21 protein-coding genes and 2 tRNA genes are annotated in these 19,353 nt (G+C 40.0%); 17 read left to right on the forward strand and 6 right to left on the reverse strand.

What is annotated here, in order from left to right; genetic code table 11:
* The first annotated feature begins 67 nt into the window (after positions 1-67).
* Positions 68-931, forward strand: coding sequence for a helix-turn-helix domain-containing protein (locus GEZ89_RS02585; protein ID WP_000600261.1), 864 nt, complete (start codon positions 68-70; stop codon positions 929-931).
* A 9-nt stretch (positions 932-940) separates the two neighbouring features.
* Here the strand turns inward: GEZ89_RS02585 and GEZ89_RS02590 are convergent, their stop codons facing one another.
* Positions 941-2,524, reverse strand: coding sequence for an ATP-binding cassette domain-containing protein (locus GEZ89_RS02590; protein WP_153224862.1), 1,584 nt, complete (start codon positions 2,522-2,524; stop codon positions 941-943).
* 191 nt (positions 2,525-2,715) lie between these two features.
* On the opposite strand from GEZ89_RS02590, the gene GEZ89_RS02595 reads away from it, so the two are divergent.
* From GEZ89_RS02595 to GEZ89_RS02645, 10 genes are all read left to right on the forward strand, one after another.
* The gene (locus tag GEZ89_RS02595) at positions 2,716-2,979 is read left to right on the forward strand and encodes a type II toxin-antitoxin system RelB/DinJ family antitoxin (RefSeq protein ID WP_153224863.1); all 264 of its coding nucleotides are present in this window, start codon (positions 2,716-2,718) and stop codon (positions 2,977-2,979) included.
* Positions 2,972-3,250 (forward strand): type II toxin-antitoxin system YafQ family toxin, encoded by a 279-nt coding sequence (locus GEZ89_RS02600; protein ID WP_322741471.1) that lies wholly within the window; start codon positions 2,972-2,974, stop codon positions 3,248-3,250. Before GEZ89_RS02595 ends, GEZ89_RS02600 begins: the two co-directional genes overlap by 8 nt.
* 20 nt (positions 3,251-3,270) lie before the next feature.
* Positions 3,271-3,423, forward strand: a complete 153-nt coding sequence (locus tag GEZ89_RS02605; protein ID WP_049504469.1) for a hypothetical protein — start codon at positions 3,271-3,273, stop codon at positions 3,421-3,423.
* Positions 3,424-3,444: 21 nt separating this feature from the next.
* Complete coding sequence (locus tag GEZ89_RS02610; protein WP_000243967.1) at positions 3,445-4,686, forward strand: aminopeptidase; 1,242 nt, start codon at positions 3,445-3,447, stop codon at positions 4,684-4,686.
* Positions 4,687-4,695: 9 nt separating this feature from the next.
* On the forward strand, positions 4,696-4,926 hold the full coding sequence (locus GEZ89_RS02615) for a GlsB/YeaQ/YmgE family stress response membrane protein (RefSeq protein ID WP_045763100.1): 231 nt from the start codon (positions 4,696-4,698) through the stop codon (positions 4,924-4,926).
* 327 nt (positions 4,927-5,253) lie between these two features.
* Positions 5,254-6,162 (forward strand): LysR family transcriptional regulator, encoded by a 909-nt coding sequence (locus GEZ89_RS02625; protein WP_025171295.1) that lies wholly within the window; start codon positions 5,254-5,256, stop codon positions 6,160-6,162.
* Between the two features lie 39 nt (positions 6,163-6,201).
* Positions 6,202-7,230 carry a tRNA preQ1(34) S-adenosylmethionine ribosyltransferase-isomerase QueA gene (gene queA / locus GEZ89_RS02630; RefSeq protein ID WP_001095263.1) on the forward strand — a complete coding sequence of 343 codons (1,029 nt, stop codon included), beginning with the start codon at positions 6,202-6,204 and terminating at the stop codon, positions 7,228-7,230.
* Positions 7,231-7,449: 219 nt separating this feature from the next.
* Positions 7,450-8,007, forward strand: a complete 558-nt coding sequence (locus GEZ89_RS02635; protein ID WP_000753298.1) for a hypothetical protein — start codon at positions 7,450-7,452, stop codon at positions 8,005-8,007.
* A gap of 513 nt (positions 8,008-8,520) precedes the next feature.
* Positions 8,521-9,810, forward strand: coding sequence for a DUF308 domain-containing protein (locus GEZ89_RS02640; protein ID WP_153224864.1), 1,290 nt, complete (start codon positions 8,521-8,523; stop codon positions 9,808-9,810).
* 9 nt (positions 9,811-9,819) lie between these two features.
* Entirely contained in the window at positions 9,820-10,908 is a 1,089-nt protein-coding gene (locus tag GEZ89_RS02645) for an AI-2E family transporter (RefSeq protein ID WP_194251821.1), read from the forward strand.
* Positions 10,909-11,048: 140 nt separating this feature from the next.
* Here the strand turns inward: GEZ89_RS02645 and GEZ89_RS02650 are convergent.
* The 5 genes from GEZ89_RS02650 to GEZ89_RS02670 all read right to left on the reverse strand — a co-directional run bounded on the left by GEZ89_RS02650 (position 11,049) and on the right by GEZ89_RS02670 (position 14,048).
* A tRNA-Lys gene (locus tag GEZ89_RS02650) sits at positions 11,049-11,121 on the reverse strand.
* A 63-nt stretch (positions 11,122-11,184) separates the two neighbouring features.
* Positions 11,185-11,700 (reverse strand): HdeD family acid-resistance protein, encoded by a 516-nt coding sequence (locus tag GEZ89_RS02655; RefSeq protein WP_006150850.1) that lies wholly within the window; start codon positions 11,698-11,700, stop codon positions 11,185-11,187.
* A gap of 228 nt (positions 11,701-11,928) precedes the next feature.
* Positions 11,929-12,345, reverse strand: a complete 417-nt coding sequence (locus GEZ89_RS02660) for a helix-turn-helix domain-containing protein (RefSeq protein WP_235084148.1) — start codon at positions 12,343-12,345, stop codon at positions 11,929-11,931.
* A 95-nt stretch (positions 12,346-12,440) separates the two neighbouring features.
* Positions 12,441-12,513 (reverse strand) — tRNA-Lys (locus GEZ89_RS02665).
* A 263-nt stretch (positions 12,514-12,776) separates the two neighbouring features.
* Positions 12,777-14,048, reverse strand: coding sequence for a replication-associated recombination protein A (locus tag GEZ89_RS02670; RefSeq protein ID WP_153224902.1), 1,272 nt, complete (start codon positions 14,046-14,048; stop codon positions 12,777-12,779).
* Positions 14,049-14,163: 115 nt separating this feature from the next.
* Here GEZ89_RS02670 and GEZ89_RS02675 point away from each other — a divergent pair, with 115 nt between their 5' ends.
* From GEZ89_RS02675 to pepF, 6 genes are all read left to right on the forward strand, one after another.
* The gene (locus tag GEZ89_RS02675; RefSeq protein WP_153224865.1) at positions 14,164-14,634 is read left to right on the forward strand and encodes a DUF3013 family protein; all 471 of its coding nucleotides are present in this window, start codon (positions 14,164-14,166) and stop codon (positions 14,632-14,634) included.
* Positions 14,635-14,643: 9 nt separating this feature from the next.
* Entirely contained in the window at positions 14,644-15,075 is a 432-nt protein-coding gene (locus tag GEZ89_RS02680; protein ID WP_322741472.1) for an NUDIX hydrolase, read from the forward strand.
* On the forward strand, positions 15,068-15,541 hold the full coding sequence (locus GEZ89_RS02685) for a GNAT family N-acetyltransferase (RefSeq protein ID WP_153224866.1): 474 nt from the start codon (positions 15,068-15,070) through the stop codon (positions 15,539-15,541). Before GEZ89_RS02680 ends, GEZ89_RS02685 begins: the two co-directional genes overlap by 8 nt.
* A 137-nt stretch (positions 15,542-15,678) precedes the next feature.
* Positions 15,679-16,629 (forward strand): 50S ribosomal protein L11 methyltransferase, encoded by a 951-nt coding sequence (prmA, locus tag GEZ89_RS02690; RefSeq protein WP_153224903.1) that lies wholly within the window; start codon positions 15,679-15,681, stop codon positions 16,627-16,629.
* Between the two features lies 1 nt (position 16,630).
* Positions 16,631-17,374: a 16S rRNA (uracil(1498)-N(3))-methyltransferase gene (locus GEZ89_RS02695; RefSeq protein ID WP_075231896.1), complete on the forward strand. Its 744-nt coding sequence runs from the start codon at positions 16,631-16,633 to the stop codon at positions 17,372-17,374.
* A gap of 10 nt (positions 17,375-17,384) precedes the next feature.
* Positions 17,385-19,181 (forward strand): oligoendopeptidase F, encoded by a 1,797-nt coding sequence (gene pepF, locus GEZ89_RS02700; RefSeq protein WP_153224867.1) that lies wholly within the window; start codon positions 17,385-17,387, stop codon positions 19,179-19,181.
* Positions 19,182-19,353: the final 172 nt, after the last annotated feature.

Consider the following 19,353-nt stretch of genomic DNA (forward strand, 5'->3'; position numbering starts at 1 on the left):
GAGTAAGCTTAATGGAAGTAGTGTTTGCTATACCTTAATAACTTTTCGATATGGAATGGAGATAAGTATGATTTTAGGTGAAACTTATAGGAAAATAAGAGAAGAAAAGGGGATTTCTATTTCTTCATTAGCAGGTGCTGAAATTTCAAAATCTCAAATATCTAGATTTGAATTAGGAGAAACAGAGATTTCTGTCTTTAAGTTATTGTATCTTCTTGAAAGAATAGGAGTAACACTAGAAGAATTTCTGCTTATCTGTAATCATTATCAACCTTCGGATTTTAATACCTTAATAGCTTCTGTTAAACAGGCCGCATATAATGAAGATGCTCAAGCATTACTAGATATGGTAGAGAAAGAAATAGAACTTTTTCATGAGACAAATTCTCATTACCATAAATTAAATGCTATTTTCATCGAAAGTATTGTTTCGGGAATGGATAAGAATCATCAATTGAGTCGTCAAGACGCCTCTTATCTTACAAACTATTTATTTTCCGTTGAAAACTGGGGTTATTACGAAACGCTCATCCTTGGAAATTGCTGTCGTGTTCTATCTCCAGATTTATTATTTAGATATGCCAAAGAGGCGCTCAAAAAAGGGAAGTTGTATAGTCCTATACCTAGAAATAGACAATCTCTCATTCAACTACTTCTCAATTCTTTGATTATAATGATTGAGAACGACTTATATGAGGAATCTTTATTTTTAAAACAGGCTACGAAGAATATATTAGCGGATTCCACAGATTTTTTTGAACAAACTATTTTGCTATATTTAGATGGATATTTGGAACTGAAATTCTATCATAATCAAAAATCACTTTTAAAAATCGAAGAAGCTTTAAAAATTTTCGAACTCTTCAATAAAACAATCTACAAAAATTACAAACAATACTTTGAGAAACACATCATTCATTTAGTAGACTAGGCCATTTATCTATAAGGTAATAACGTGATCAAACTCTTCCAATATTTTTGGACTTTGATCATGAGTAATGACAATAACAATTGCATCTCTAATGGATAGAATGTAGTCCATCATTGCTTTGGCTTTTATTGGATCAAGGTTGCTTGTAGGTTCATCAAATATATATACAGAATATGTTTTGACTAAAAACCTAGCTAAATCAATTCGTTGTTTTTCCCCTTCTGAAATAGTTTGATTTGATTGAGATAGATTCTTATTAAGAAATTCCTCATTAAAGCCTAAGGCTTTTCTTAATTTTTCAGTTAAATGAAGGTTTCTAGCCAATTTGATATTCTCTAGAATATTGCCTTCAATCAGAAAGTCATTTTTTTGCACAAACGCAATATCTTTATATAACTCCTCTGAGGGAATATCAATATTCTGTTTTCCGTTGATTTTTATTTCTCCATCATAAAGATTTTTTGGATAATAATTTAGTATTAATTTTACTAAAGTTGTTTTCCCAGTTCCTGAAGCACCGATAATCGCATAGCGCTTGCCTTTTTTAAATTCATAGGAAAAATGATCAAATAATATTCTATTTTCAATTTCATAATATAATTGGCTAATAGAAATGGTCGAAATATTATCACAATTAATTGTAGTTGTTTTATGAAAAATTTCATGATTCGTCTCATATAGATTTTCTTGGATATTATCAATAATGGACTTACAACTGTTGATTAAATTTTTATTGTAAAGAATAGATTGTAAAGGAGCAAAGACACCGTTTAATAATTGAATACTTGCTACGAGTAATCCAATAGTCAGTAAGTTATTTCTTACAAAAAAGATACCAGCAACCATACAGGATAGTTGAGAGCAAAAACTTAGTAAGGTTCCAGTAGTTGAAGCTATGTCTTTTAAAAATTGATAAGTTTTTCTGGACTCTTCAAATTCTAAACTGATTCCCTGAATTTTTTCTTGAATCCAGCTTTGAACATTTAATAACTTAATTTGTTCAAAATCATCAATAAAGTTTGTCATTTTTGATAAATAGTGATTATTTTGTAGGGAATAATTATTAGTTGCTTTAGTCATTAACTTTCCAGGAATTTGAGATAGAAAAATCGTTATACTAGACAATAAAAGAAAGACTAATGCTAATCGCCATTCTATATAAATAATAGCAACCACACTCATGATAAGGCTCCCTAAATTTGCGATTAGAGAGATTCTAGGAATCAATAAATTTTCTTGAATAAGGTCACTGTTTTTGGTGATATTATTTAAGAAATCTGAATGGTTACGGTTGTCAATTTGGTTAAATTCACGCGATAAATAATGTAATAAGAGACGCCTTTTTAGATCTAAAATAACTTTTTTTACATATTGGTTTTTAAGATAGGAATAGGAAGAAGAAATCAAGAACCACAGTAAAATCGAACTTACACAAATAGTGATATGAAAGAGTAATCCACTATTTGAATTAGATATACTATCAAGTATTCTTCCTAATTGCAGAGAGAAGAGTGTCATTAAAAGAGCACTTGTCAGACTTAATAAAATAAGCAAGAAATATAGTAATTTATATTGTTTCGTAATCTGGTTCATATTTTTCACCTCTTAATCTATGATAGCAACATTATATTCTAAAACTAAAACTCAGGCTGAGATCTCCCATATTTGGGACATTAATTTTATTTCTTTACTATATTTTAGCTTATAGCTATCCATTGTATATCCAATGAGTTTACATTAGCCGTCTTTTTTGTTAAAATAATAAATAGAAAGAAGGTGAGAATATGCCAAAGACGAGTATGAGCATCCGTCTGGATAGTGAGGTTAAGGAGCAGGCCCAACAGGTTTTTAATCATTTAGGAATGGATATGACAACAGCTATCAATATTTTCCTTCGTCAGGCAATTCAATATCAGGGTTTGCCTTTTGATGTTAGGCTTGATGAGAATCGGAAATTGCTCCAAGTACTAACGGATTTAGACCAAAATCGTAATATGAGTCAGTCTTTTGAATCAGTCTCAGACTTGATGGAGGACTTGCGTGCTTAAGATTCGTTACCATAAACAGTTTAAAAAAGATTTTAAGTTGGCTATGAAGCGTGGGTTGAAGGCAGAATTATTAGAAGAAGTATTGAATTTTTTAGTTCAAGAAAAAGAACTTCCTGCTAGATACCGCGATCATCAATTGACGACCTCCAAACATTTTAAAGGGGTTCGTGAGTGTCATATCCAATCAGATTGGCTTTTGGTCTATAAAATAGACAAGTCGGAATTGATTTTAAACTTGCTGAGGACAGGAAGTCATAGTGATTTATTTTAATGAATTTTAAGGGGGTTCTCATGAAACTAAGAATTTTTGCGGAAGATAAACCGGCTGAGAAGGTGTTTGAGTACCAATTTGAACTTGCTGATCAGACAATTCTTCTATCGACAGCACTCTTGTCAGGTGCTATTGCTTTGGCAGGATTATTTTCTGCTTTGAAAGAAAAATAAAAATAGAAAAGAGAAAACAGAATGGTTTTACCAAATTTTAAAGAAAATCTAGAAAAATATGCGAAGTTGTTGGTTGCAAACGGTGTGAATGTGCAACCTGGTCATACCTTGGCTCTCTCAATCGATGTGGAGCAACGTGAGTTGGCTCACTTAATCGTTAAAGAGGCTTATGCACTTGGTGCACACGAAGTTATCGTTCAATGGGCAGATGACTTTGTGAATCGTGAGAAATTCCTTCACGCGCCACTAGAGCGTTTGGACAATGTACCAGAATACAAGATTGCTGAGATGAATTACCTTCTTGAAAACAAAGCAAGTCGTCTCGGTGTTCGTTCTTCTGACCCAGGTGCCTTGAACGGAGTTGATGCAGAAAAACTTTCAGCTTCCGCCAAAGCTATGGGAATTGCCATGAAACCAATGCGTATCGCAACTCAATCCAACAAGGTTAGTTGGACTGTTGCTGCTGCAGCTGGACTCGAGTGGGCTAAGAAGGTCTTTCCAAATGCAGCGAGCGACGAAGAAGCAGTGGATCTCCTTTGGGACCAAATCTTCAAGACTTGCCGTATCTACGAAGAAGACCCAGTTAAGGCTTGGGAAGAACATGCAGCTATCTTGAAGAGCAAGGCAGAGATGCTCAACAAAGAACAATTCTCAGCCCTTCACTACACAGCACCTGGAACTGATTTGACACTTGGCTTGCCGAAGAACCACGTTTGGGAATCAGCCGGTGCTATCAATGCTCAAGGCGAAGGTTTCTTGCCAAATATGCCAACAGAAGAGGTCTTTACAGCCCCTGATTTCCGTCGCGCAGATGGTTATGTAACGTCTACAAAACCTCTTAGCTACAATGGAAATATCATCGAAGGCATCAAAGTGACCTTTGAAAATGGTCAAATCGTTGATATCACAGCTGAAAAGGGTGATCAAGTAATGAAGGACCTCGTCTTTAAGAATGCTGGTGCGCGTGCCTTGGGTGAATGTGCCTTGGTACCAGATCCAAGTCCAATTTCTCAGTCAGGTATTACCTTCTTTAACACCCTTTTCGATGAAAATGCTTCTAACCACTTGGCTATTGGTGCAGCCTATGCAACGAGCGTTGTTGGTGGAGCTGAGATGATCGAAGAAGAGCTTGAAGCTGCAGGACTTAACCGTTCAGATGTTCACGTTGACTTTATGATTGGTTCGAACCAAATGGATATCGATGGTATCCGTGAGGATGGAACACGCGTACCACTCTTCCGCAATGGAGATTGGGCAATTTAAGGAGAAACTATGCTTGGAAGTATGTTTGTCGGGCTTTTAATCGGACTACTAGCAGGAGCTATCACCAATCGTGGAGAACGAATGGGATGCTTCGGTAAAATGTTTCTCGGCTGGATTGGTGCCTTTTTAGGACAATTACTCTTTGGTTCTTGGGGGCCAAGCCTAAGCGGTACAGCCATTATCCCATCAGTTCTTGGGGCCATGATTTTACTAGCCATCTTCTGGGAAAGAGGAAGCTAAGTTTCGCTTTAGAAGGCAGATTAACTCTAAAGAATAAGAGAGAGGCTAGGACAAAAGTCCTAGCCTCTCAATTGTCTTTGGATTGTCGATCAAGACGCAGTGGTTGAGTGGCCTCTACTACGCTGATTTCATCAGCTTTTACAGCCCTACTCAACTGTGCGGAGGTGGGACGACGAAATCGAATTCTAACGAATTACCGATTTCTGTCCCACTCTCTCTTTTTAGGTCGCTAGATAAAGTCCTTTGAAAGCACTCATCTAAGCTTAGCCACAGAGCTTTCAGTGACTGGTTCTTTTTATATTGCGTCAAGTATGGTACAATAAAAGCATGAGAATTCAACAATTACACTATATTATCAAAATTGTAGAGACTGGTTCGATGAATGAGGCTGCCAAGCAACTCTTCATTACGCAGCCCAGTCTATCAAATGCAGTTCGTGACCTAGAAAATGAGATGGGGATTGAGATTTTTATCCGAAATCCTAAGGGAATTACCCTCACACGTGATGGGATGGAGTTTTTGTCCTATGCCCGTCAGGTTGTCGAGCAAACGCAACTCCTAGAAGAACGCTATAAGAACCCAATCGCTCATCGTGAGCTTTTTAGTGTGTCTTCGCAACACTATGCCTTCGTAGTCAATGCCTTTGTTTCCTTGCTCAAGAAGAGCGATATGGAAAAGTACGAGCTTTTTTTGCGTGAAACCAGAACCTGGGAAATCATCGACGACGTCAAGAACTTCCGTAGTGAAGTCGGAGTCCTCTTTTTAAATAGCTATAACCGTGATGTCCTTTCTAAGATGTTGGATGATAACCATCTAGTTGCTCACCATCTCTTTACAGCCCAACCTCATATCTTTGTCAGCAAGACCAATCCTCTTGCTAAAAAAGACAAGGTGCAGTTGGCAGACCTAGAAGACTTCCCTTACTTGAGCTATGATCAAGGAACCCATAATTCCTTCTATTTCTCAGAGGAGATTTTGTCTCAGGAACACCACAAGAAATCCATCGTTGTTAGTGACCGTGCGACCTTGTTCAATCTCTTGATTGGTTTGGACGGCTATACCATCGCGACTGGTATCCTTAATAGTAACCTCAATGGAGACAATATTGTTTCGATTCCACTTGATATTGATGATCCGATTGAGCTGGTTTATATCCAGCATGAGAAAACTAGCTTATCTAAGATGGGTGAACGCTTCATCGAGTATTTGCTTGAAGAAGTTCGTTTTGATAGCTAATCGTAAGTACATTAGAAAAGAAAAGGAAATATGACTACAATGAATACCAATGATTTTGATTTTCACTTGCCTGAGGAGTTGATTGCACAAACACCTCTGGAAAAGCGCGATGCCTCTAAACTCTTGATAGTCAATCGCAAAACAGGGGAATTTCAAGATCGCCATTTTCACTCTATTATTGAAATGCTAGAGCCAGGTGATGCCCTGGTTATGAATGACACCCGCGTACTACCAGCGCGACTTCATGGTCAAAAGGAAGAAACAGGGGGCCATGTTGAACTCTTGCTCTTGAAAAATACAGCAGGAGACGAATGGGAAGTCTTGGCAAAACCTGCTAAACGTCTCAAGGTCGGAGCTAGAGTTGTCTTTGGCGATGGTCGGCTAAGCGCAGTTGTGACTGAGGAATTGACCCATGGTGGCCGTATTGTGCGTTTTGAATATGAAGGAATTTTCCTAGAAGTACTTGAAAGTCTTGGAGAAATGCCACTGCCTCCTTATATCCATGAAAAGTTGGATGACCGTGAACGTTACCAGACCGTCTATGCCAAGGAGAGCGGCTCAGCGGCTGCCCCAACTGCAGGCCTGCATTTTACCAAGGAATTACTGGAAGAAATCCAGCAAAAAGGGGTTCACCTAGTCTACCTGACCTTGCACGTTGGACTTGGGACCTTTAGACCTGTTTCCGTAGATAATCTGGATGAGCACGAGATGCACTCAGAGTTTTATCAATTGTCTGAAGAAGCTGCTGCGACCTTGCGACAGGTCAAAGAAAATGGGGGTCGTGTCATTGCGGTTGGAACAACCTCTATCCGTACACTAGAAACCATCGGAAGCAAGTTTGATGGGCAAATCCAAGCAGACTCTGGCTGGACCAATATCTTTATCAAACCAGGCTATGACTGGAAGGTGGTGGATGCTTTTTCTACGAATTTCCATTTGCCGAAGTCTACCTTGGTCATGCTCGTTTCTGCCTTTGCAGGCCGTGAATTGGTCTTAGAAGCCTACCAACATGCTATCGACCAAAAATACCGTTTCTTTAGCTTTGGCGATGCCATGTTTATCTATTAAAGCTTTTGAAAAATCAAAGAAGATATAAAGAGAGACTGATTCATTCTTGGATCAGTTTTTTGCTTGATCTTACACAAAGTTACCAAAATAACTATTGAATTATAGACAAATAAATGATACACTGAAGACTAGGGCTTGGCCGTCAAAAATATATGTAATTTCGGACTAGCCATTTTAGACTCAGACTAAACTGGGTCATCATTTTAAAAGGAGATTATCATGAAAAAAACATTGAGCTACACCAGTCTTTCAGCTCTTGCCTTGTTGGCTGTGGTTACACTTGCTGCTTGTGGAGGAAATACTGAAAAAACTACAGCATCTTCAAGCAAAGAGGCTTCTTCCTCTAAAGTAACTAAGGAGTCATCAAGTAAAACAGAAGCTAGTCAAAAAGAGGAGCCGAAGTCTGAAACGAGTCCATCAAGTTCCGCAAGCACTCAAACGGATAAGAAGGAAGAGAAGAAAAAGTCGCCAGAAGCTTACGCAAAATTTCTTGGAACATGGGAAAACTATGCTGGAACAACTGCTACAGTCACAGCTGATGGAATCGTGACCATTCAAAGTTCAAAAGGAACCTTCCAGTATGAAATGGGCCAAGTAGAGGAAAAAGATGGCTACTACTCAACAGGAATCCATCTTGTCGATGGTGGAGAAGGTGCACGCCTTATCTTTACACCAGCAGGTGTAGCAAATGAATTGACAGGTACGGATGGCAGCCAAGACGTCTTGGCAATCGGCCAATCACCAAGCGACAAAGATAGTCATTTTTACCGAAATTAAGAATGAAAAAAGAAAAAATGAGCCAAATCGACGGCTCGCTTTTTGAGTGGTGAAAAGTATGGATGAGATTGATTTGACAAGTAAAAAAGCCTTGATTCCAAGACTTTTTCCTGTTGTTTAGATGCCCCTGCATAATTTTTGAAGAGTTTTCATGTTGAAAATAATCAAAACTATTGAAATAAGTAAAAAGTTGAATTATAGTGAGTATTGTGTCACAATAGGTAATATATAAATAATTAATGGAATGGATATAATTCTTTCCTACCTTTACAAGAAGGATTGGTTGCACCTTTTTTATCTAGCAATTATGGTTAGCTTTCAAGTTTAGCTAGTTTTTAAAAGCTCTGATTTCGACTCAATAAAACAAATTTCAGAAGTGCAAAAGACAAGATGGTGACATTACTACAGTCATTTCTAGTCACCATATGTTGCTGGCACAGGCTGTTTGTGCCGTCAGCTATTTACCAGTCAATTTGATCAAAGGGCTTAATTATTATTTTTGAAAGGTCTTTTATGGAAAAAATTCTTTCTTTAGGTCTGACAGGTAAGAAATTACTTGTTCAGGGTTTCTTGTTTGTTCTGCTAGGTCTTATCTTGATGGTCACGGGAACTTGGTTGCCAGTGACGGTTATTCGACTGGTTCTGTTTTTAGCTTGGATAGCAACGGTCTTAGATTTAGTATTACGTATTTTCAAAAAAAGTCAGTCAACGGACACCTTGGGAGTTGCACTGGTTAAATTGTTAGTGATGGGATATTTGCTAGGCTCGAATCTTGCTACTGATGTGCCAATTTATATTTTGGCTCTTGTGATTGGAATTTATCAGATTTTTCATGCTAGTATCAACCTTGTCACCTATGTTCTCTACCGCAAAAACAAAATTCGACCTCGTTTTCGTTTCTTACTAGATGGTCTCGTACTAGTTTTTCTTGGTGGGACTAGTCTTTTGTCCTCTACGGGAAATTCTGTCTTTCAACTCTTTGTTTTAGGGGCTTATTTTTGCCTTTATGGTGTGTCCAATATCCGTGACGGTTTCTTATTTGAAAAGGAAATTGGGAAAAACCATCTCAAACGTCGTGTCAGAATGAGCTTACCTATTGCCCTAGCCGCTCTCATCCCTGCAAGTACTTTAGCAAAAATCAATAAATTCATGCAGGAAAATGCTGATGAGAGAGAGGATATCCATCTTGGAATGGTGAAGTCTGGTAAGACAGCGGAGCTTGAAATTTTTGTTCATACAGCTGAGACCTCTCTGTTTTCGGCAATTGGTCATGTGGATATCTGCTATCAAGGCCGTGTTATTTCTTATGGCAACTATGATCCGTCTTCTGAGACCTTATTTGGCATGGTAGGAGATGGTGTCTTATATTTCTGTGATCGTGACAAGTACATTGACCTATGTAAACGTGAGAGTCAAAAAACGCTTTTTGGTTATGGGATAGATTTGACGCCTGAAATGGAAAAAGCAGTTCAGAAAAAGTTGGCTGAATTGAAACAACTGACGATTCCTTGGGAGCCAAGCGCAGATAAAATTAAAACGGAAGATGGTAAGGAAGACTACACCTACGCTTATAAAATCAGACATGAGACGGATGGGGAACTTTATAAATTTATCAAATCTAAGTTTAAATCCTACTTTGTCTTGTCCACAAACTGTGTGCTCTTGGCTGATACCATAGTCGGTCAAGCTGGAACAGATATCCTCTCACCAAAAGGATTTATCGCTCCAGGAACTTACCAAGCCTACCTTGATCGAGAGTTTGAAAAACCAAATAGTATAGTCGTATCTAAACATGTTTATTAAGGAGAATTTATGAACTTAGTTAAAAAATATACCCCGTTAATCCTTTTTATAGGGCTGGTTGCTCTTGTAATTCTGAATGCATCGAGCTTTATATCAGGAGCAATCTCTCTCTTTGATGTAACATCAACCTTGATTTATGGTGCTGTTATTGCTTTTGTGCTTAATGTTCCTATGAAAAAAATTGAACAGTACTTAGTTAAATTGAAGGTAAAGGCAGAGTTGCGTCGTCCGATTGCCATGGTACTTGTTTTCCTAGCTCTTATCTTAATCGTGATTGCTCTTTTGGTTTTGGTGCTGCCAACCCTAGCTCAGACTATTAGTCAGCTGGGAACAGTCCTTTCAACAGTCCTGACTCAACTTGGTAAACTACTAGATAGCTCGGAATTTGTAACCAAAGACATGTTGTCAACTATCGTATCAGGCATACAGGGACAATCTAGTTCTATTAGCCAAGCTTTGATAGGTTTTTTATCAGGTCTGACTAGTAATATCGGCAATATTTTTTCAAGTTTGATGAATGCCTTTTTGATTATAGTCTTCACCTTTTTATTTTTATCCAGTAAGGAACATCTGGCAGCGATGACGAGTCGACTTCTAAAAGTTTTTCTTCCAGAGAAGGTGGTGATAAAGTTGACTTACATTGGACAAGTAGCACTAGAGACTTATGACCAATTTTTGATGAGTCAGCTGATTGAAGCAGTTATCATAGGAGTTATGATAGCGGTTGGTTACAGCGTGTTTGGGATACCCTATGGAGTAATGACAGGTATCTTTGCAGGAGTGCTATCGTTCATTCCTTATGTAGGGCCTATGATTGCTTGTGTTGTGGGAGCGATTTTTATCTTCACAGTGAGTCCTACTCAAGCCTTACTTTCTCTTCTTCTATATCAAGTTATACAGCTGATTGAAGGAAACCTTATTTATCCTAGAGTTGTAGGTCAGTCTATTGGTTTGCCAGCTATTTTCACGCTTGCGGCTGCTAGTATTGGAGGCAATCTCTTTGGCTTACTTGGGATGATATTCTTTACACCGATATTTGCTGTTATCTATCGATTGGTTAAGGAATTTGTCGTTGCAAAGGAAAATCAGCTAGATTGAGAAAGACTGAATTTAATAAGATATACTGAGAAGAGAGTGAGAGATTCTCTTCTCTTTTATTTTTAAATACTTTTCTACAAAAAGCTATTAGACGTTAAAAAAAGCCTTGGTTTCAAGGCTTATTTCTGTTGATTTAGATGTGCCCCCTGCAGGGCTCGAACCTGCGCCCCATAGCTTAAGAGTCTACTGCTCTACCAACTGAGCTAAGGAGGCAACAGAAAAAGCTGAGAATATGATTTCCCAGCTTTTTTGAATGCGATAGAAATAGCAACTAGACTATTTACGAAAGGCCTCAATAATGTAGGTGAAGCCAGTAACTAAAACTGAAAAGGCAATGACATAAACGACAAAGACACCTGTAGCCACTGGATTGAACAGAATCACTAGACCTAGTAAAAATTCAAGCAAGGCTACCCACGTGATATTGCTACCAATAATAGGGAAAATCAATCTTAGACGATTGCCTTTAAAGAAAGCAATAATGGCTTCTACAATTAACCAAATTCCTACAATGGTCGGAATGACGACCGGCAGGGTCACAAAGCCATAAGCAACGAGGTAAAGAGCTAAGAGAAGACTAACAAATCCTTGGAAAAGATAAACAGGTGAGCGAAGCTCTTTTGGTGCAGAGAAATAGCCTAAAATAGCTGCTATAGAAGAAACCAGTAAACCAAATGAAATCCACCAGCTGTAAGCAACAAGATTAGCTACTGGGTTTGTAAATAGGAAAAGTCCTAAAAGGACAAAAACAACTCCTGCAAGGAATAGCAGTAAACGATTAGAAAATTTCATTTCAATACCCCCTATATAGTATAGTATAGTATAGTTTGTTAATAAAACTATTGTACTTATTTTTATAGAAAATGTCAATAAAATAAATAAACAATTTGGAAGTTTCAGTCTGACTTACAAAAAGAAAAGGAGTTTTCACTCCTTTTCACAGATTGAAGACAAAGTCCTTATAAAAGTGTCTTCTAAAGATTTTAACTTCAATCTGAAGCGAGGTTATCCTCGCTTTTTCTATTTATCAAACAATTCCTTATTTTCAATTAAGAGCTCTAGTGGAGATTTATCTCTTGCTTCAATAAAACCAGGTTCATATTGGGTATGAAGTGTTCTTTTCTGAGAAGTTGGATCAATATACAACTCTTTTCCATCTTCTGTGTATAGTTGGTTGCCTCTTGTTAGGTAAAGTAAATCCTCTAAGTACTGTCCATCAGTATGTAGGAAATGCTCGATGTATTTGACAGCTTTTAAGATTTCACTTACTTTATCAGAGTATTCATTAGATTCAAGAACACTCTTTTCTAACTCAATCTCTTTACTCGTTCCAAAGAGTTGGGTTGGAGTTGCATTAAAATATTCCGCTATCTTATCCAAATTTGCAAAGGTAGGATAGCTTTTTTGTTTTTCATAATCAGAGATGTCTGGAAAGATTGCTCATAAAAAAAATGTGGGGCAAATGATGGGGCAAATCAGTTATAGACAAGCAAAAAAGCCTTGAAATCAAGGCTTTTTCCTGTTGATTTAGATGCCCCCTGCAGGGCTCGAACCTGCGACCCATAGATTAAGAGTCTACTGCTCTACCAACTGAGCTAAGGAGGCAAATAAAAAGCTGTATTGGTGCCGAAACTTCACGGTTTGTATTGAACCCGCGCAATTAAGCAGGTGGGCAACTCGCTCTAACTGAAGCTGTTTCCGTGTGAGACGGCCTACATGCTGTTAGAAGACTTTTGTTTCCCTAATAATACAAAAAATAGTCGGTCAACACTTAAGTGTGAGGTCGTACACCACAGCGTTTCTATGTTTATATAATACCACTTTTTCAAAAAAAATCAAGAGGAAAATGCAATTTTTTGAAAAGGATTTCACAAGTTTCGTAATTTATCAATGGTTTCCTTGCGTTGAGCCAGGGCCCGTTCGTATTTTCCACTATCTTCTGGAGAAAAGTAGTGATGGTCACGGATTTTTTCTGGCAAATAATCTTGCTTGACCCAGTGACCAGGATAGTTATGGGGATAAAGATAGTTTTGGGCGTTTCCCAATTCCTTGCTACCGCCATAGTGGCCATCTCGCAAGTGACGTGGAATCGACAGATGCCCCGATGTTTTAAGGTCAGACAAGGTCTTATCTATAGCCACGTAGGCTGAGTTAGACTTAGGTGAAAGTGCCAGATCAATGACGACATTGGCAATGAGAATACGAGCTTCGGGGAAGCCGATTCTTTGCGCAGCATCCAAAGCAGTTACGGTATGGATCTGGGCATCGGGATTAGCCAAGCCGATATCTTCATAAGCAATCACCGTCAAACGGCGTGCCAAACTAGGAAGGTCACCAGCTTCTATCAAGCGAGCAGCATAGTGGAGACTAGCATCGACATCGGATCCACGGATGGATTTTTGCAGGGCAGATAGAACATCATAGTGTCCGTCTCCATCCTTGTCCATAGTGATGTAGCTTCTCTGAAGACTATTTTCCATGATGTCAAGCGTGATATGACGGATACCGTCATCATTTTCTGGAGTGGAGAGAACTGCCAAATCAAGTGAGTTAAAGGCAGAACGGAGGTCACCGTTGGTAGATGTTGCGATAAAATCAAGGGCATCATCATCTAACTCAACAGGGAAATCAAAGCCTCGTTCAGGGTCAGTCAGGGCTATTTGAATGGCTCCTTTAACATCTTGGTTAGACAAGGGTTCCAGTTCAAAAATCTGAACACGGCTACGAATGGCTGGAGTGACAGAAAAGAAAGGATTTTCAGTCGTCGCCCCGATCATGATGACTAGACCACTTTCCAAAAGAGGAAGGAGAAAGTCTTGTTTAGTCTTGTCAAGACGATGAATCTCGTCTAGTAGCAGTACAAGTCCACCTGAGAATTTAGCTTCCTCAGCGATTTCTTGGAGACGTTTTTTACTATCAACAGTGGCATTGAAGGTTCGAAAGGCATATTTGGTCGTTCCAGCGATGGCCGAAGCAATACTGGTTTTTCCGATACCCGGAGGTCCATAGAGAATCATGGAGGACAAGCGGTTAGCCTCCACCATACGGCGGATGATTTTTCCTGGTCCTACCAGATGCTCTTGACCGATGACCTGGTCGATGGTTTTGGGGCGCATACGAAGCGCGAGATTGTCTGGCATAGCAGTCCTTTCTAACATGGATTTTCTGATACTAATGTGGTAATATGGTAGTATCTATTTTAGCATATTTCCGAGTATTCGGGGCGATTTAAGAGTCGTATAGAAAGAGGACAAAATGGCAACATACGGATTTTTAGATGTTTTACAAGAAGAGTTGGATAAGAACTTTCCTTTTGATTATGAGATTAGTTGGGACAAGCGTAATCATGCGGTTGAAGTGAGTTTTCTATTAGAGGCACAAAATGCTGCAGGGGTGGAGATGTTAGATGAAGACGGAGAGGTGTCGTCAGATGATATCCTTTTTGAAGAAGCGGTACTTTTTTACAACCCTGCCAAGTCAATAGTTAATGAGGAAGACTATCTGGCAGTCATCCCTTATTTGCCGAAGAAAGGTTTTTCTCGTGAATTCTTAGCTTATTTTGCGCTATTTCTTAAAGATACTGCAGAGGTTGGACTAGATGCCCTTATGGACTTTTTGGAAGACCCAGAAGCAGAAGAATTTGTCATGGAATGGAACCAAGAAGTCTTTGAAGAAGGAAAAGCAGGCTTGGAAGAGGGAGAATTTTATCCTTATCCGAGATATTAGGAGATTGTAGTGGATATAGACATTTCAGATTTCACAGGCTGCAAAATTGCTCTATTTTGTGGAGAAGAGCTACTGACCATCTTACGTGATGACAAGGACGATATCCCTTGTCCCAACATGTGGGAGTTGCCAGGTGGTGGTCGTGAAGGAAACGAAAGTCCTTTCGAGTGCGCAGCGCGTGAAGTTTATGAGGAACTGGGAATTCATTTAAATGAAAACTGCCTGCTCTGGAGTAAGGTCTATCCCAGCATGCTCTATGAAGGCAGACAGTCAGTATTTATGGTCGGTCAGTTAAGTCAGGATCAGTTTGACAGTATCACCTTTGGAGATGAAGGTCAGGGATATAAACTCATGAGCATTGAGGAATTTTTGGCATCCAGTCAAGTTGTTCCCCAATTGCAGGATAGACTGATAGATTATATGGAGAGTAACTATGATTAGACTTGAACGAGCAGGAGCAGAGGATTTGGAGACCATCATTGCAATTCAGAGAGCCAGCTTTAAGGCTGTTTATGACAAATACCAAGATGAATACGATCCTTATCTGGAGGACCACGAACGAATTAAGTGGAAATTAGTAGAGCGTCCCAATAGCTATTACTACTTTGTAAAAGAAAACGAAGATAAAATCGGATTTCTACGAATTCAGACTAATGAAGAGTTAACGAAAGCTTGGTTGGGAACAGCAGCGATTTTGCCTCCGTATCAGGGAAAAGGGTATGGATCTGAAGGATTGCGCTTGCTAGAAGAGGAATTTTCAACCGTTAGACAATGGGATTTGTGTACGGTATTACAGGATGCAGGCATGGTCGCCTTCTACGAGAAGAATGGCTACCAACAAACCCATATCGAACCTGAAAAAGAAGGCATGGATATGGTCTACATGAAAAAATTGATAGAGAAATAGAAAGGATGGTTCAGTTAAATTTCTAAACTGAATCCGCCCTAAACACTGTGCCAAAAAGATAAACTTTTCTTAGACACAAGCGTCTTCAGAGAGTTTCCTATTTTGGCTTTGTGTTTTACGGGCTTGGTATCTTAATGATGGAAACATGGCAAGAGTTAAAAGTTACAGTGAAGCGTGAGGGAGAGGAATTGGTTTCCAATCTCTTGATTGAGCTAGGTGCCCAAGGTGTTGCGATTGAAGACAGCATGGACTATGTGGGAAATGTCGACCGTTTTGGTGAGATTTTCCCAGAAGTCGAGCAACAGGAAGAAATCGTGGTGACTGCCTACTACCCTGACACAGTTGATGTAGCAGTGGTGGAAGCGGACTTGCAAACTCGTCTTGCAGAATTGACAGATTTTATGGATCTGGGCGAAGTCAAGATTGGCACGACTGCCTTGGCTGAGGAAGACTGGGCAGATAATTGGAAGAAATACTATGAACCAGCTCGTATCACCCATGACCTAACCATCGTACCGTCATGGACGGACTATGAGGCGACTGCTGGCGAGAAGATTATCAAGCTAGATCCAGGGATGGCCTTTGGGACAGGAACCCACCCGACGACTAAGATGAGCCTTTTTGCCTTGGAGCAGGTTCTTCGTGGTGGGGAAACGGTGCTAGATGTAGGGACTGGTTCAGGGGTTCTTTCTATTGCAAGCTCACTCCTAGGAGCCAAGGAAATTTTCGCCTATGACCTGGACGATGTGGCGGTTCGTGTCGCTCAGGAAAATATTGAGCTCAATCCTGGTATGGAAAACATCCATGTAGCGCCAGGTGATTTGCTCAAGGGCGTAGAGATTGAGGCAGATGTCATCGTGGCTAACATCCTAGCAGATATCCTTATTCATCTGACAGATGATGCTTATCGTTTGGTTAAGGACGAAGGTTACCTGATTATGAGTGGCATTATCAAGGACAAGTGGGACATGGTGCGTGAGTCGGCTGAGTCAGCAGGATTCTTCCTTGAAACCCACATGATTCAAGGGGAGTGGAATGCCTGTGTCTTCAAGAAGACCAAAGATATCTCTGGTGTGATTGGAGGCTAGCATGCAGCAGTATTTTGTTAAAGGTTTGGCAAGCTCACCTGTCACCATCGAGGACAAGGAGACCAGCAAGCACATGTTTCAGGTTATGCGCCTGAAGGAAGATGATGAGGTTACTCTAGTTTTTGATGATGGGATCAAGCGCTTGGCGCGCGTGCTGGATGTGGAAAATCGTCAGTTTGAGTTGGTCCAAGAGTTACCTGATAATGTGGAACTGTCAGTCCAAGTGACCATAGCATCAGGATTTCCCAAGGGGGACAAGCTGGAGTTCATCACTCAAAAAATAACCGAACTCGGTGCTAGTCAGATTTGGGCCTTCCCTGCTGACTGGTCCGTTGCCAAGTGGGACGGCAAAAAATTGGGCAAAAAGGTCGAGAAGTTAGAAAAAATTTCCCTTGGAGCAGCCGAGCAAAGCAAGCGTAACTTCGTTCCAAGTATCACCCTTTTTGAGAAAAAGGCAGATTTTCTAGCACAACTGGACCAGTTTGACCGCATCGTGGTTGCCTATGAAGAGTCGGCTAAAGAAGGAGAAGCAGCTGCGCTTATACAAGCAGTCTCGGGTCTTGAAAAAGGAGCAAAACTGCTCTTTGTCTTTGGTCCAGAAGGTGGTCTTTCACCTGCGGAAATTGAGAGTTTTGAGGCTAAAGGAGCTGTTCTAGCAGGACTTGGCCCTCGGATTCTAAGAGCAGAGACAGCGCCGCTTTATGCCTTATCAGCCATCAGTGTATTGCTAGAATTAGAGAAATAAGAGGAAGAAGATGGAACAAAAACACCGTTCAGAATTTCCTGAAAAGGAACTTTGGGATTTAACAGCCCTATATCAAGACCGTGAGGATTTCTTGCGTGCGATAGAAAAGGTGCGTGAAGACATCAATCAATTTAGTCGTGACTACAAGGGCAATCTTCACGTTTTTGAAGATTTCGAGAAGGCCTTTGCAGAATTGGAACAAATCTATATTCAGATGAGTCATATAGGTAATTACGCCTTTATGCCTCAGACGACAGACTACAGCAATGAAGATTTTGCAAATATCGCCCAGGCTGGGATGGAGTTTGAAACAGATGCCAGCGTAGCCTTGGCCTTCTTTGATGATGCCTTGGTAGCAGCAGATGAAGAAGTCTTGGACCGTTTGGGTGACTTGCCACATTTGACTGCAGCCATTCGTCAAGCCAAAATCAAAAAAGCCCACTATCTAGGGGCTGATGTGGAGAAGGCTTTGATCAATCTGGGTGAAGTTTTCTACAGTCCACAGGACATTTACACTAAGATGCGAGCTGGTGACTTTGAAATGGCCGATTTTGAAGCTCATGGCAAAACCTACAAAAACAGCTTTGTTACTTATGAGAATTTCTATCAAAATCACGAGGATGCTGAGGTTCGTGAGAAATCCTTCCGTTCCTTCTCAGAAGGACTTCGTAAGCACCAAAATACGGCTGCGGCAGCCTATTTAGCCCAAGTCAAATCTGAAAAACTATTGGCAGATATGAAGGGATACGGCTCAGTTTTTGATTATCTTCTGGCTGAACAAGAAGTAGACCGTGCCATGTTTGATCGTCAGATTGACCTCATCATGAAGGACTTTGCGCCAGTTGCTCAGCGATACCTCAAGCATGTTGCCAAGGTCAATGGTCTTGAAAAGATGACATTTGCTGATTGGAAATTGGACTTGGACAGTGCTCTCAATCCAGAGGTTAGCATTGATGATGCCTATGATTTGGTTATGAAGTCAGTAGAACCTTTGGGACAAGAATATTGTCAGGAAGTTGCTCGCTATCAAGAAGAACGCTGGGTGGACTTTGCTGCCAATAGCGGCAAGGATTCTGGTGGCTATGCAGCTGATCCATACCGTGTGCATCCATACGTTCTCATGAGCTGGACAGGTCGTTTGAGCGATGTTTATACCTTGATTCATGAAATCGGGCATTCTGGTCAATTCATCTTTTCAGACAATCACCAAAGCTATTTTAATGCCCACATGTCGACCTACTATGTCGAAGCGCCGTCAACCTTCAATGAATTGCTTCTCAGTGATTATTTGGAGCATCAGTCTGATGATCCTCGTCAAAAACGCTTCGCTCTTGCTCACCGCTTGACAGATACCTACTTCCATAATTTCATCACCCACCTCTTGGAAGCAGCCTTTCAGCGTAAGGTTTATACACTGATTGAAGAAGGGGAAACCTTTGGAGCAAGCAAACTCAACAGCATTATGAAGGAAGTCTTGACAGAGTTCTGGGGTGATGCTATTGAGATTGATGATGATGCAGCACTGACTTGGATGCGCCAAGCTCACTATTACATGGGCTTGTATAGTTACACTTACTCTGCCGGTCTTGTAATTTCAACTGCTGGCTATCTCCATCTGAAACAATCAGAAACTGGAGCTGAAGACTGGCTCAATCTCCTCAAGTCAGGAGGTAGCAAAACACCGCTTGAGTCAGCCATGATTATCGGAGCAGATATTTCAACAGACAAACCACTCCGTGATACCATTCAATTCTTGTCTGATACGGTTGACCGAATTATCAACTACAGTGCCCAGTTGGGAGAGTAAATTAAAAGAATCTGGGACAAAAGTCTGATCTTAAATATAAAAAGCGAACAAAACGAGTTATCTGACACTCAGAATTCGGTCTTGTTCGCTTTTTTATCTAATCTATTGCTTTAAAAAATTTATAGTTGATTGAAATAAGACATGAACAAAGAGATTAGGAAAATCAAATCAA

It is taken from the genome of Streptococcus mitis (genome assembly GCF_009496285.1).
Taxonomy (GTDB): Bacteria; Bacillota; Bacilli; order Lactobacillales; family Streptococcaceae; genus Streptococcus; species Streptococcus mitis_BP.